This is a genomic window from Streptomyces sp. NPDC045470 (genome assembly GCF_040646595.1).
Taxonomy (GTDB): Bacteria; Actinomycetota; Actinomycetes; order Streptomycetales; family Streptomycetaceae; genus Streptomyces.
Genome location: NZ_JBEZAN010000014.1, coordinates 111,834 through 125,881 on the forward strand (window position 1 = coordinate 111,834; position 14,048 = coordinate 125,881).

A 14,048-nucleotide genomic window follows, 5' to 3' on the forward strand; every position below is an offset into this window, starting at 1 on the left:
GCGGTCCCGCGTCCCGGCCGTACGTGCCGGCGGCCCAGCCCCGGGAGCACCGTGCCGGAAGGATCGTTTGTGCCGCTGAGTTTCTGGACGGGCTGGCCCTCGCGGGAAGCGCTCTCCCGCCAGGCTTCGAGCCGGACCCGGGTGTGGATCGGCAGGGCCATCCGCACCGTGATCATGGCCGGTCTGCTGTGGAGCGCCCTGGCGGACCAGGCGTTCCGCGACACGGGAGCGGTGCTGGGGCTGGCCGCGGTCGCGGTCTGCCTCCTGCTCCTGTGGGGGTTCTTCCGTACGACGCTGGAGCACCGGCTGTGGCCGGCGCTCGGGCTGCTGGCGCTTCTGGAGACCGGCGCGTTCTGGTTCCACATGGAAGGCGCGAGGGTGCCGGCCACCGTGGTGTGGGGCGCGAGCGCCATCGTCTCGATGGGGCGGCTGCCGCTGGCGGCGGCGGTGCCGTGCATGGTCGCCTCCCTGGCGGCGTACGCCTCGCGCAGCCCGGACGGCTGGCTGTCGATCACGGCGACCGTCATCGGGCTCGGACTGGCCGGGTACGTCGTACGGCTGGACTCCGAGGCGCGGGGCAACGCGCAGCGGCTGCTGACCCAGGAGCGAGCCGCCCGTAAGGCCGAGGCGGAGACGGCCGCGCTGGCCGAGCGCGGACGCATCGCCCGTGAAGTCCACGACGTACTCGCGCACAGTCTGAGCGCGCAACTTGTGCACTTGGAGGCGGCGCGGCTGCTGATCCAGCGCAGCGGTGACCTGGAGGCGGACCGGCAGCAGATCCTGGAGCGGGTCGTGGCGGCGCGCGGCATGGCCAGGGAGGGCCTGGACGGCACGCGTCAGGCCCTGTCGGCGCTGCGCGGTGAGATGGCGCCGGTGGAGGACTTCCTGCGCCACCTGACCGCCGCTGAGAACGCCCGCCTGGAGGTGACGGGGGAGCGGCGAGAGCTGTCGCCCGAAGCCGGCCTCGCGCTGCGCAGGGTGGCGCAGGAGGCGCTCACGAACGTACGGAAGCACGCTCCGGGCGCGCGGGTGACCGTACGGCTCACCTATGCGGAGGCCGAAGTGGAACTGGAGGTGCGGAATTCCGCCGCGCGCAGGGAACTCCGCGGTGGCGGACCGGGGACCCTCGACGATCTCGGTTCGTCCGGTTCCGGGTACGGTCTGCTGGGGATGCGGGAGCGCGCCGAACTCCTCGGTGGAACGCTGGACTCCGGTCCCGCCGAGGAGGGTTACGTGGTGCGGTTGAGGGTGCCGGTATGACGGCGCGGGTCGTGGTCGCCGACGACCAGACGGTGGTGCGTGAGGGCATCGTGATGCTGCTGGGGCTGCTGCCGGGCATTGAAGTCGTGGGCTCGGCCGGAGACGGTGAGGAGGCGGTACGGCTCACCGCCGAACTGGCCCCGGACGTCGTGCTGATGGACCTTCGGATGCCCCGCTGCGACGGTGTCGAGGCCACCCGGAGGATCCGGACGGAGCACCCGGGCACCGAAGTCGTCGTCCTGACGACCTACGCGGACGACGACCACCTCTTCCCCGCGCTGGAGGCCGGCGCCCGGGGCTACCTGACGAAGGACGCGGACGGTGACGAGATCGTCCGGGCCGTCGAGGATGTGCTGTCGGGTGCGGCCGGGTTGTCGCCGAAGGTGCAGCGGCGGCTGCTGGAGCGGTTCGCGGAGGCCGTACGGACGGCCGTCCCGGCAGCGTCGGCCGAGCCGCCGGACGGACTGACCGCGCGTGAGACGGAGGTGCTGAGGCTGGTCGCCGAGGGACTCTCCAACCCGGAGATCGCCCGGTCGCTGCACGTCTCGAATGCGACCGTGAAGACCCACATCAACAACCTCTTCGCCAAGGCCGGGCTGCGGGACCGGGCCCAGGCGATCCACTACGCCTACCGGCACGGTCTCGCACAACCGCCCGGCTCGTCCATCACCTGATGGGGTGAAGCGAGCTTCTGGAGAACGGTGCCTGGCCGTCAGACCCAGACGTAACGGTGTTCGGGGCGGCCGGTCTCCCCGTACCGGAGACTGAGGCGGACCCGTCCGGCCCGTTCGAGAAGCTTGAGGTACCGCTGCGCGGTCTGCCGGCTCAGGCCCGCCTGCCGGGCCACTTCCTGGGCGGACAGCGGCGCGTCCGCCGTGCGCAGGACGGACCGGACGCGGTCGGCGGTGGCCGTCGAATGCCCCTTGGGCAGCTCCGCGGAACCGGCGTTCACGGAACCCAGCGCCCCGAAGAGCCGGTCGACTTCGGACTGTTCGGCCTGGCCACCGCCCTCGAAGGTGCGGTGCAGGGCCGCGTAACCCTCCAGCTTGGACCGGAGCCCGGCGAACGTGAACGGCTTGACCAGGTACTGCAGCGCCCCGTGACGCATGGCCGCCTGGACGGTAACGATGTCACGCGCCGCGGTCACCATGATCACGTCGGTCTGCAGACCGCGCTGCCGCAGCCGCGCGACGAGCTGGAGGCCGGTCCCGTCGGGCAGGTAGTGGTCCAGCAGGACGAGATCGACGGAGGCGGTCTCCAGGGCGTCCAGGGCTTCGGTGGCGGAGTGGGCGAGGCGGCTGACGCGGAAACCCGGAACCTTCGCGACATACGCGGCGTTGATCTGGGCGACCCGTATGTCGTCGTCCACGACCAGTACGTCGATCACCGCGCGCCTCCTGAGCCGCCATCGGCGCCGCTGCCCTCGGGTGTGCGGCCCTCCGGGGCTCGCGCATCCCTCTCGTCCGCTTCCACCGCGGTGCCACCGTCCGGCGCCTCCTCCGAGAGCGCGTCGGACAGCGCGTCGGGGAGCGTGACGCTGAACTCCGCGCCCCCGCCGGGACTCTCGGCCACCCTGGCGGTCCCCCCGTACCGTTCGGCCAGGCGGCGTACGAGCGGGAGGCCGATACCGCGCTGTCCGTGTGCAGGAGGTTCCTTGGTCGTCCAGCCCTCGGTGAAGATTTCCGTGCGCCGGGCCTCCGGCACTCCGGGACCGTTGTCACGGACCCGGACGACCGCGGTACGGCCCTCGGCGCGCACTTCGGCCTCGACGCATGCCCCGGGAGCTCCGGCCGTGGCGTCCAGGGCGTTGTCGATCAGGTTGCCCAGGACAGTGACCAGGCTGTGCGGGTCCACCACGCGGTCCGGCAGGTGGCTGCCGGGCGCGATGCTCAATGAGACGCCGCGTTCGGTGGCGACCGTCGCCTTGCCGACCAGAAGGGACGCCAGCAACGGATCGTGCACCCGCTCGGTGACCTGCTCGGCCGTCGCCCGGTGCACGCCCACCGCCTGGGTCACGAACTCCACGGCCTCCTCGTGCAGCCCCAGTTCGAGGAGGCCCAGCAGTGTGTGGAGGCGGTTGGCGTGCTCGTGGTCCTGGGCGCGCAGCGCGTCGATCAGCCCACGGGTGCCGTCCAGTTCACGGCCCAGCCGCTCCAGCTCGGTGCGGTCGCGCAAGGTCACCACGGCCCCTCCGTCGTCGGTCGGCATCCGGTTGGCCACCAGGACACGCTGTCCGCTGACGGTCAGCAGGTCGGCGCCGCTCACCCGGCCGGAGAGCACTTCCGCGGTACGGCCGGGTGGCAGCGCCTCCGCCAAGGGCCGACCGGTGTCCTCGGAACGCAGGTCCAGCAGGCGCTGCGCCTCGTCGTTCAGCAGGCGGATGCGACCGTGCGCGTCCAGCGCGACGAAGCCCTCCCGGATGCCGTGCAGCATCGCCTCGCGCTCCGTGAGCAGGGCGGAGATGTCGGAGAAGGCCAGGTCATGGGTACGGCGCTGGAGGCGTCGGGCGACCAGGTAGGCGGCCAGCGCGCCGACGGCGAGTGCCCCGCCCGCATAGGCGAGCAGTTGCGGCACGGTACTCAGCAGCCGCTGCTGCACGCTCTCGTACGCGATGCCGACCGAGACGGCGCCGACGATCTTTCCCTCCTCGTCCCGCAGCGGCACCTTCCCGCGCGCGGAGCGGCCCAGGGTGCCCTCGTCGATCTGCATGACCTCGCGGCCCGCCAGAACGCCACTGGGGTCGGTGGAGACATGCCGCCCGATCTCGTCCGGATCGGTGTGCGACCAGCGCACCCCGTGCGTATCCATGACCACGACGTACTCCGCCCCGGTGGCACGGCGGATGCGCTCCGCCTCGTTCTGGACGGGGCCGCGGCGGCCGGGACGGGAGCTTTCCAGCGCGTCGTCGAGACGCGATTCGGCGGCGGTGGTCTGGGCAATGGCCAAGGCCCGGCGCATCGCCTGGTCGTCGAGCTGCGCGCCGAGCGGAGCGAGGAAGAGACCGGTGGCGAGCGCCGTGACACCGGCGGCGATGGCCAACTGCATCAGCAGCACCTGCGCGAAGACGCGGCGTGGCCAGCCGACGCGCAGACGCAGCGCCGACCGCACGGTACGCAGCATCGACGGCACGACACGCAGCCCGCTGCCGGCGGGCCGGTCCGTATGCGGCTGCGCGCTGCCCTCGGCCTGTTCGCTCATACGAACGAACAGTAAGTGGGGTGGGGAGCGGATCGGTAGTCAGGTCGAGGCTGGGCGGCTGCGGGGCCTGTGGGCAAGTGAACAAGCGGCGAGGGGGGTTATCCACAGGGCTTTCGCGAGATTCCCGCGCGTGGTTATCTCAAGGAGTCACAGAGAGTTACTGCCGCCCTGCAGTGGCGGAGGGGCAGGGGCGGCCGGAAGAGGTTCAACAGATTCAAGAGGTTCGAAGGACTCACAGGATTCAGGGGGCGTCATGAGTGTCTTGAAGGCGAAGATGGCAGGTGCTGTCGGCAGGCGCCGCGGAAGATGCGATAGGTGCGGAGGAAGTGGGGGACGCGAAGGGTGCCAAGGGGGCGAAGGGCGCGGGGGACGCGGTCCAGCGGCTGGATCAGCTGAGAGGGCGTACGGAGAGTACGGCCATGCGGGCGGGCCTGCCGAGCGGAGAGCCGCAGCTGACCGGTGCGAGGGTGCCGTCGGCGCGCTGTTGGACGGTGACCAGCCAGGACCGGCCGTCGCGGTGCGCGACGGTGACGACCCAGGTGGGGGCAGGGGAGTCGTGGCGGGCGGTCGTCGGCGATGCCGGGGCCGTGGCGGTGAGGTCCCTGTCGCTACGGCTTTCCGTCGTCTCGTTCGTGCCATTCCCGCCGCCGACAGGAGGCGGCGCAGACTCACTGCGCACGATGTCGATCGCGTCCGCCCGGTCCTCGCGTATCAGCTCGCGCACGGCGAGGTCGGCGGCCTGTGCCGGGCGCTCCCAAGCCGAGCGGCCACGGCAGTGGTCCAGCAGGATCCGACCGTCCCGGGCCGACGCCACGGCCTCCTTGACCAGCGGAGCGGAAGCCCGCCCGTAGGCGTAGCCGTAGGGGAGCACGAAGAGGGTGGGGGAGAAGCGGTGACCGCCGATGTGGGTGACTTCCCACGCCTCGGCGCCGCTGTCGGCGAGTTCGGAGGCCAGCGGACGCCCGAGGAGGGCGCAACAGCGGTCACGCTTGCCGTTGGTGCAGACGAAGACCAGCGGTTCACCGTCATACGGCTCCCAGAGCCCACCGTGCTCACCCGCACCCAACCGGGCGAAGTCGAGGTGCAGCAGGGTTTCCGGGTCGGTGACGGAGGTGGTCCGGATCCAGGGGCGGCTGGGTGCGGTGTGGGCGAGGAAAGCCCTGCGGGCGGGAGTTCCGTGACAGTCCGCGTGCCGGCCCGGTCGGCGGACGAGGGCCACGCGTACACCTGTGGTGTCCGCCGCCGCTTCCAAGGCCCGGCCGATGCGGGGATCGAGGTGGCTCTCGGACAGTGCCTCGGTGCCCCAGGGGCCGGTCTGCTCGACGAGCAGCCAGGTCCGGGCGGTGGCGGAAGTGCCCGCGACAGGCTCGGCGGCATCGCGGGAAGCGGTTGCGCACGTGCTCACATAGGTAACCCTAACCTGCTGCGGCGCGACCGGAATCCCGAACCGAAACCGCAGGCATCGGGGACCGACAACGCATGGATTCAGAGGCGAATGTGGAGGGTGACGGGCCGCATTGGGGAAGGGGATGTGGGCGACTTCGCCGAGGGGGCGTCTGTGGGGACGACCGTGCGGTCGTTCGCGTTGGGCCGCCGTCGATGTTCAGGGCACGGGCGATTGGGGGCTCGGAACTTGATACTTGGGCTCGGAGGACAGGAGGACAGGAGGACAGGAGGACTGGTGGGTGCGGGGATCGGCAGTTCAGAGAGTTGGGGGATGGAGGTTCGACTGTGAGGGAGTGGGCGGCGTGACATGAGCGAGGTGACGCGAGCGGTTCGGTGAAAGCGGTGCGACGTGGTGTGAACGGTGAGGTTGGGGTGGCGCGATGAGAGCAGCGCGTGAGGTGAGTGGCGTGGGCGTGGAGCGGGTGCTGCGTGTTGGGTTGCGTAAGCGGTGCGAGAGGCGGGTGGTGCGAGTAGTGCGTAAAGCGAACGAGGCGGTGCGTAGGGCTGAGTAGTGGGTCGCGCGGGCAGTGCGTGGGGCGTGTGAAGCGTGACGTAAGCGGTGCGAATCGTGTGGTGCGTGACATGGGCGACGTGTGTGTGAGAAGTGGCGTTGCGAGCGGTGCAGGGTGCGAGTGGTGCGGAGTACGAGCGATGTGAGGTGCGAGGCGTGGTGTGGGGTGCGTGGCGTGAGGTACGTGGTGTGGGGTGCGTGGAAGGGGGGTGGTGGGGGTGCGAGTGCTGCATCACGTGTGTGGGGTGGCGCTTGGTGTGTGGTGGGGGTGGTGAGGGGCGGGAGGGGGAGGGGAGGGGAGGCCCCCGTGAGGGGTGGGGTGGTGGCCTAGGGCTAGGGGGGCGGGGGCGGCATATCTGGGGGCGGGCTTGGGGGTTGGGGTGCTGTGTTCCCGGGGGGGCGGTTTGGATCACGGTAGGGGCTGGGGTGGGCGTGGGCCGGTGTAGTGGCCACTGGGGCGCAGGCGCATGGGGGGTTCCTCGTACTCCTCCAGGGCGTGGGCGATCCAGCCGGCGGTCCGGGCCACCGCGAAGACAGTTTCGCCGGCTTCGGGGGTCATGTTGGCCGTGACGGTCAGTACGCCCAGGGCGAGGTCGACGTTGGCGTGCAGGGCGGTGTGGCGGGCGGTCGTGGCGGCCACCTCGCGTGCGGCCCGCAGCGCCGGGGCGGCCTGGGGTACGTCCTCCAGGAGGCGGAACAGGGTACGTGCGCGCGGGTCTTCGCCCTGGTAGATGCGGTGGCCGAGGCCAGGTACCCGGCGTCCGGCGCGCAGGTGGTCCGCCACCACGGCCGCCGCGCTGCCCCGTTCCAGCACCTCTTGGAGCATGCGGTGGGTGAGGCTGCTCGCGGCGCCGTGCAGCGGGCCGTCCAGGGCGCCGAAGCCGGCCGAGACGACGGTGTACGGGTGGGCCCGCGCGGAGGCGGCCACGCGTGCAGCCAACGTGGAGGCGGCGAGGTCGTGGTCGATGAGGAGGACGAGTGCCGCTGCCAGGACGCGCAGTGACGCCTCGTCGGGCCGCTGTGCGGTGAGGCGTGACCACAGGCGGCGGACGATCGGGGAGGAGGTGCGGTCCGTTCCACTTTGCAGGCGGGGCAGTGCGTCGACGAGTACGGGAATGAGGGCGCGCGCCGTGCCCAGGACGGCGTCCTTGGACAGGTCGAATCGCAGCGGGTCGGCGGAGGCAGCCGCCACCACTGCGACGCGCAGCCGGTCCATCGAGCTGCTGTGGGCGGGCAGTGCGTCGACGGCCCGCCGGGCGGCCGAGAGGGCTTCCTCCGGGGCGGTGAAGTGAACACCGGGGCGCAGTACGCCGGTCCAGAGCCACTCGGCGACCTCTTCGTAGCCGTAGCGGTCGGCCAGTTCCGTCGTGTCCACGCCGCGGAAGTAGCAGCGGTCCGCGTCGATGAGGGTGATGCCGGTACGGAGTGCCAAGTCGCCGCTGCCGGCGGACGGCTCGCGGCGCCCGCCGCGGCGGGCGAGGGCGTCCACTTCCCCGATGTCGAAGGTGCTCCCCCGGCCGCCGGGTGCGCGTCGGCTGGTCAGCTGGCCGCGGCTGACGTAGGCGTAGATCGTCTCCGGCTTCACGCCGAGCCGGTCGGCCGCTTCCCTGGTGGTCAGCCGCCGCTCGTCATCGATATCTCCGGTGCTGCCGACACCGCCATCGGGACCGTCTACGTCCCCTCCGCTGCCGAAACCACCGCCGGCTGCGCAGATACCTTTACTGGCTCCATCGGCTCCATCGGGTCCGCTGTCGCCGTTGCCACGCCCGGTGCCGGTGTCGTCGCCGAAGCCTCCGTTGTCACCGCCGACCCCGCCGACCCCGCCATCACGTGCACCGAGTTCGCGCCCGTCGCCGTCGCCGTCGGCACCGCCCCCGCCGGTCTGACCGCCATCGCCTGCACCGAGTTCGCGCCCGTCGCCGTCGCCGTCGGCACTGCCCCCGCTGGTCTGGCGGCCGCCATCGCCTGCACCCAGTTCGCGCCCGCCGTCGTCGGCATCGCCCCCGCCGACCTTGCCACCACCACCGCCGACACCGAGTTCGCCCCCGTCGCCCCCGCCGCCATGGACCCCGCCGAGATCGTCTCCGTCGATCCCGCCACCGCAGGCACCGAGATCGACCCCGCCGGTCTTGCCACTACCGCCGACATCGAGATCGCCCTCATTGGTCCGGCCGCCACCCCCGTCACCCACAACGTCCCGCCCCTCATCCGTTCCCTGGTCCGCCATGTACTCCACCATAGCGATTGATCATGGGCATGTGTTGATTCAATCAATATTGACAGCCATCCAGTCCAGAATGGACAGTCAAGTCAATGGGGAACGCCCAGGAGAGACAGGGAGGACCGTCATGCCGATTGCCGAGGCCGATGCGACGTTCGACGCGCCCCGCGGGCTTGCGGGAGTGATCGTCACCGAGACCGAGCTGGGGGACGTACGGGGCGGGGAAGGCTTTTACCACTACCGCCAGTACTCCGCCGTGGAGCTCGTGCAGAGCCGCACCTTCGAGGACGTCTGGCACCTGATGCTCCGCGGGTACCTGCCGGACGCGGAGCAGCGCGCCGCCTTCGAGGCGGAGACCGTGGCGCTGCGTCACCTGCCCGACGCCGTACGGGACGCACTGCCCGGCATCGCCCGTGCCAGCGCCCGCAGCGGCCCGCTTGCCGGACTGCGTACCGCGCTCTCCCTGCTCGGTGCGGCAGCGGACTTCCAGCCTCTCTACGACATCGACGCCCGGCAGCGTGGTGCTGACGCGCTCGCCGCATGCGCCGCGGTGCCCACCGTGCTCACCGCGCTGCACCGTATCGGCCGCGGCCTGGAACCGGTCGAGCCGCGGGACGACCTCCCGTACGCCGCCAACTACCTGTACATGCTCACCGGCGAGGAGCCCGACCCCGCGCGTACCGGTGCCATCGAGCGGTATCTGATCTCCACCGTCGACCACGGGTTCAACGCGTCGACGTTCACCGCCCGGGTCATCGCCTCCACGGGTGCGGATCTCGCGGCCTGCCTGGCGGGCGCGGTCGGCGCGCTCTCCGGGCCGCTGCACGGCGGCGCACCCAGCCGGGCGCTGGACTCTCTCGATGCCATCGGCAGTCCTGACCGTATCGACGCCTGGATCCGCGAACGGGTCCGCTCGGGGGAGCGGATCATGGGATTCGGGCACCCGGTCTACCGCACCGAGGACCCGCGTTCGCGGATGCTGCGCGAGGTCGCCCGGGGGTTCGGCGGGCCGCTCGTGGACTTCGCGGTGCAGGTGGAGGAGCGGGTCGAGGCGCTGCTCGCCGAGCTCAAGCCCGGCCGGGAACTGCACACCAACGTCGAGTTCTACGCGGGTGTGGTGATGGAGCTGTGCGGTCTGCCGCGTGAGATGTTCACTCCCACCTTCTGTGCGGCCCGGGTGGTCGGGTGGAGCGCCAATATCCTGGAGCAGGCGGACGACTCGAAGATCATCCGCCCGGCGGCCCGCTATGTCGGTCCGCCCCCGCCGCAGCCGGTGCCCGCCGCGCTGAACTGACGGCGTGCCGGACCGACGGCGCGCCGCCGCACCGATGTACGACGATGGAGGCGCCCCCTTGGCCCCGCAGGCCCCGCGACAGATCCCGGTCATCGTGCTCGCCGGATTCCTCGGTTCCGGCAAGACCACCCTGCTCAACCATCTGCTGGGCCGCAGCGGCGGCAGCCGCGTCGGAGCGGTCGTCAACGACTTCGGCAGCATCGAGATCGACGCCATGACGGTGGCCGGGCAGGTCGACTCGATGGTTTCGCTGGGCAACGGCTGTCTGTGCTGCGCCGTCGACACCAGTGAGCTGGACGAGTACCTGGAACGCCTGGCCCGGCCGTCGGCCCGTATCGACGTCATCGTCATCGAGGCGAGCGGTCTGGCCGAGCCGCAGGAACTCATCCGCATGGTCCTGGCCAGCGAGAACGACCGGATCGTCTACGGCGGGCTGGCCGAGGTCGTCGACGCGGCGGAGTTCGACGCCACCCGGGCCCGGCACCCGGAGATCGACCGGCATGTGGCCATCGCCGACCTGGTGGTCCTGAACAAGGCCGACCGGATCGGAGAGGCGGAGCAACGCTCGCTGCTGGCGACCCTCGCCGAGCTGAGCCCGGGGACACCGGTCGTGCCCGCCACGTACGGACGGATCGACCCGGAGCTGTTCTTCGACCGCAAGCCGCGGGACGCGGACGACGAGGCGGTCCGTCAGCTTTCCTTCGAGGACCTGTTCCGAGAGGAAGCGGAGGCGGAGGCGGAGGCCGAAGCGGGCGGGGAAGGGGCCTTCGAGGAGGATGCGTGCGGTGAGCACGGGCCGGGGTGCCGCGGCCACGGGCACCGGCAGCACCTGCACGCCGCGTACGAGAGTGTCGCGTTCGAGTCGGACCAGCCGATGAACCCGCGCCGGCTCATGGCCTTCCTGGACAGCAGGCCCGCAGGTCTCTACCGGATCAAGGGGTTCGTCCACTTCGACGTACCGGAGAACCGCCAGAAGTTCGCCGTGCACGCGGTCGGTGACTTTCTGCGCTTCTATCCGTCGCCGTGGCAGCCGGACGAGGAGCGTCGCACCCAGCTCGTCCTGATCGGCAGCGGGATCGACACGGCGGCGGTGCGCAAGGAGCTGACCGACTGCCGGGAGACGGGTCCGGGACGCGCCGATGTGAACAGCATGTGGGGCGTGCTCCGGTACGTACCGTCCAACGGTGAGCCCGGTCAGCCCGACGACTTCGCCGGTCCGCAGGAGTGGGAGCGACAGGAGTCGGAGCGGCTGGACCCGGAGCAGCAGGAGCCAGGTCAGCCGGGGGAGCCCGGCGACCGGTAGCCGGCCGCCCGGGCCCCTTCCGGACACCGAGCCCCTTAAACGGCCCCGACGGGCACGAGGGCCCGACGGATACAGCAACGCCCCCGGCCCGGCCGCAGCCGCCCCGGGGGCGTCGTCATCCGTCGTCACCGTTCTCGACGCGGAACCGCGCCCGTCGCTACACCGGTCCGGCCAGCGCGCTGACCGGCTTCGTCAGCGGTACGCCCGAGCCGTCCCGGCGCGGGTCCGGCTCCGGCAGGTCGACCGGGACGCCCTTGGCGTTGGCCGCCCGCACCGGCGCGGCGCCGGCCCAGGCCAGGGAGAGGCAGTCCTCGCCCTTCAGGAACCGCTGGCAGCGCACACCGCCGGTCGCCCGGCCCTTGCGCGGGTACTGGTCGAAGGGGGTGAGCTTGGCCGTGGACACCGAGTCGTCGAGCGTGCCGTGCGAGCCGGAGACGGTGAAGACCATGGCGTCGGCGGCCGGGTCGACGGCCGAGAAGAAGATGACCTTCGCGTCCGGGCCCAGCTTGACGCCTGCCATGCCGCCCGCGGGCCGCCCCTGCGGCCGTACCTGCCCCGCCGGATAGCGCAGCAGCTGTGCCTCGTCGGTGATGAAGACCAGGTCCTCCTCGCCCGTGCGCAGCTCGGCGGCGCCCACGACGCGGTCGCCCTCCTTGAGGGTGATGACCTCCAACTCCTCCTTGTGGGACGGATAGTCCGGCACCACGCGCTTGACGATGCCCTGCTGGGTGCCGAGGGCCAGGCCCGGCGAGGACTCGTCCAGCGTCATCAGGCAGATCAGTTCCTCACCGTCCTGGAGGCTGAGGAATTCCGCGACCGGCGCGCCTCCTGACAGGGTCGGTGCCGCGATCGTGTCGGGGAGCTGCGGCAGGTCGACCACCTGGAGCCGCAGCAGCCGGCCGGTGGACGTCACCGCGCCCACCTCGCCGCGCGTGGTGGCCGGCACCGCGGAGACGATGACGTCGTGCTTGACGCGCTTGGCCTCCGCGTCGAAATTGACCTCGCCGTTGGCCGTACGGGCCAGCAGGCCCGTGGAGGACAGCAGTACCCGGCACGGGTCGTCGGCGACCTCCAGCGGCATCGCGGCCACCGGGGCGCCCGCCGACTCCAGCAGGACGGTGCGCCGCTCCGTGCCGTACTTCTTGGCCACCGCGGCCAGCTCGCCGGAGACCAGCTTGCGCAGCTCGGCGTCCGATTCGAGGATCTTGGTCAGCTCCTCGATCTCCGCCTTGAGCTTGTCGCGCTCCGACTCCAGCTCGATCCGGTCGAACTTGGTCAGGCGGCGCAGCGGGGTGTCGAGGATGTACTGCGTCTGGATGTCGCTCAGCGCGAAGCGGTCCATCAGCCGCTCCTTGGCCTGTGCGCTGTTCTCGCTGGAGCGGATGAGGCGGATCACCTCGTCGATGTCGATCAAAGCCGTGAGCAGGCCCTCGACCAGATGGAGGCGGTCGCGCTTCTTGGTGCGGCGGAATTCGCTGCGCCGGCGCACCACGTCGAAGCGGTGGTCGACGTAGACCTCCAGCAGCTCCTTGAGGCCCAGCGTCAGCGGCTGGCCGTCCACCAGCGCGACGTTGTTGATGCCGAAGGACTCCTCCATGGCCGTGAGCTTGTAGAGCTGCTCCAGGACGGCTTCCGGGTTGAAGCCGTTCTTGATCTCGATGACCAGGCGCAGGCCGTGCTCGCGGTCGGTGAGGTCCTTGACGTCCGCGATGCCCTGGAGCTTCTTCGCGCCCACCAGGTCCTTGATCTTGGAGATGACCTTCTCGGGGCCGACCGCGAACGGCAGTTCGGTGACGACCAGACCCTTGCGGCGGGCGGTGACGTTCTCCACCGCTACCGTGGCGCGGATCTTGAAGGTGCCGCGTCCCGACTCGTACGCGTCGCGGATGCCGCCCAGGCCCACGATCCGGCCGCCGGTCGGCAGGTCGGGGCCCGGCACGTACTTCATCAGCGTGTCGAGGTCGGCGTTCGGGTGCTTGATGAGGTGGCGGGCGGCGGCGATGACCTCGCCGAGGTTGTGCGGCGGCATGTTCGTCGCCATGCCGACCGCGATGCCGGACGCGCCGTTGACGAGGAGGTTCGGGTAGGCGGCCGGCAGGGCGACCGGCTCCTGCTCCTGGCCGTCGTAGTTCGGTGCGAAGTCGACCGTGTCCTCGTCGATGGACTCCGTCATCAGGGAGGTCGCCGAGGCCATCTTGCACTCGGTGTACCGCATGGCGGCGGGCGGGTCGTCGTTGCCGAGCGAGCCGAAGTTGCCGTGGCCGTCCACCAGCGGCAGCCGCATGGAGAAGGGCTGCGCCATCCGCACCAGGGCGTCGTAGATGGAGGCGTCGCCGTGCGGGTGGAGCTTACCCATCACCTCGCCGACGACGCGGGCGCACTTGACGTAGCTGCGCTCGGGGCGCAGCCCCATCTCGTTCATCTGGTAGAGAATGCGGCGGTGTACGGGCTTGAGGCCGTCGCGGGCGTCCGGGAGGGCGCGGGAGTAGATGACCGAGTACGCGTACTCAAGGAAGGAGCCCTGCATCTCGTCGACGACGTCGATGTCGAGGATCCTCTCCTCGAAGTCGTCCGGCGGCGGGGTCTTCGTGCTACGGCGGGCCATCGCGGCTGCGGCTCCTTCGCTTGCGTCCTGCTGCTTGCCGATGCGGGATCAACGTTCGGGTCTTTCGCGGACCATTGTGGCCCGCCCCACTGACAACGCCGACCGCGACCCTCCCCAGGGCCCCGGACGAGGTCACCGCGAAGTCCGCTCGTACGAGGCAGCCCGGCCGGGAACTTCGCCATAGCTCGGCACGCTTGCATACAGTGACAG

General features: G+C 71.0%; 9 protein-coding genes. 4 read left to right on the plus strand and 5 right to left on the minus strand.

The features are described from left to right. Positions 1-69 precede the first annotated feature (69 nt). Entirely contained in the window at positions 70-1,260 is a 1,191-nt protein-coding gene (locus tag AB0A97_RS30355; RefSeq protein WP_361155758.1) for a histidine kinase, read from the plus strand. After that, a complete protein-coding gene (locus AB0A97_RS30360; RefSeq protein ID WP_361155759.1) occupies positions 1,257-1,934 on the plus strand; it encodes a response regulator transcription factor in 678 nt (225 codons plus the stop codon). Before AB0A97_RS30355 ends, AB0A97_RS30360 begins: the two co-directional genes overlap by 4 nt. A gap of 38 nt (positions 1,935-1,972) precedes the next feature. On the opposite strand, the gene AB0A97_RS30365 is transcribed toward AB0A97_RS30360, so the two are convergent. The 4 genes from AB0A97_RS30365 to AB0A97_RS30380 form a co-directional block, all read right to left on the minus strand. Then, positions 1,973-2,647 (minus strand): response regulator, encoded by a 675-nt coding sequence (locus tag AB0A97_RS30365; protein WP_361155760.1) that lies wholly within the window; start codon positions 2,645-2,647, stop codon positions 1,973-1,975. Next, the gene (locus tag AB0A97_RS30370; protein WP_361155895.1) at positions 2,644-4,305 is read right to left on the minus strand and encodes a sensor histidine kinase; all 1,662 of its coding nucleotides are present in this window, start codon (positions 4,303-4,305) and stop codon (positions 2,644-2,646) included. The genes AB0A97_RS30365 and AB0A97_RS30370 overlap by 4 nt, the downstream gene beginning before the upstream one ends. A gap of 541 nt (positions 4,306-4,846) precedes the next feature. After that, positions 4,847-5,863: a sucrase ferredoxin gene (locus AB0A97_RS30375; RefSeq protein WP_361155762.1), complete on the minus strand. Its 1,017-nt coding sequence runs from the start codon at positions 5,861-5,863 to the stop codon at positions 4,847-4,849. 961 nt (positions 5,864-6,824) lie between these two features. Next, positions 6,825-8,051 (minus strand): citrate synthase, encoded by a 1,227-nt coding sequence (locus AB0A97_RS30380; RefSeq protein WP_361155897.1) that lies wholly within the window; start codon positions 8,049-8,051, stop codon positions 6,825-6,827. A gap of 712 nt (positions 8,052-8,763) precedes the next feature. Between AB0A97_RS30380 and AB0A97_RS30385 the strand changes: the two genes are divergently transcribed. Together AB0A97_RS30385 and AB0A97_RS30390 are read left to right on the plus strand one after the other, a co-directional pair. After that, positions 8,764-9,930 carry a citrate synthase/methylcitrate synthase gene (locus AB0A97_RS30385; protein WP_361155764.1) on the plus strand — a complete coding sequence of 389 codons (1,167 nt, stop codon included), beginning with the start codon at positions 8,764-8,766 and terminating at the stop codon, positions 9,928-9,930. 58 nt (positions 9,931-9,988) lie between these two features. Then, positions 9,989-11,233: a CobW family GTP-binding protein gene (locus AB0A97_RS30390; RefSeq protein ID WP_361155765.1), complete on the plus strand. Its 1,245-nt coding sequence runs from the start codon at positions 9,989-9,991 to the stop codon at positions 11,231-11,233. Between the two features lie 157 nt (positions 11,234-11,390). On the opposite strand, the gene AB0A97_RS30395 is transcribed toward AB0A97_RS30390, so the two are convergent. Further along, positions 11,391-13,838, minus strand: a complete 2,448-nt coding sequence (locus tag AB0A97_RS30395; RefSeq protein ID WP_361155767.1) for a DNA topoisomerase IV subunit A — start codon at positions 13,836-13,838, stop codon at positions 11,391-11,393. Positions 13,839-14,048: the final 210 nt, after the last annotated feature.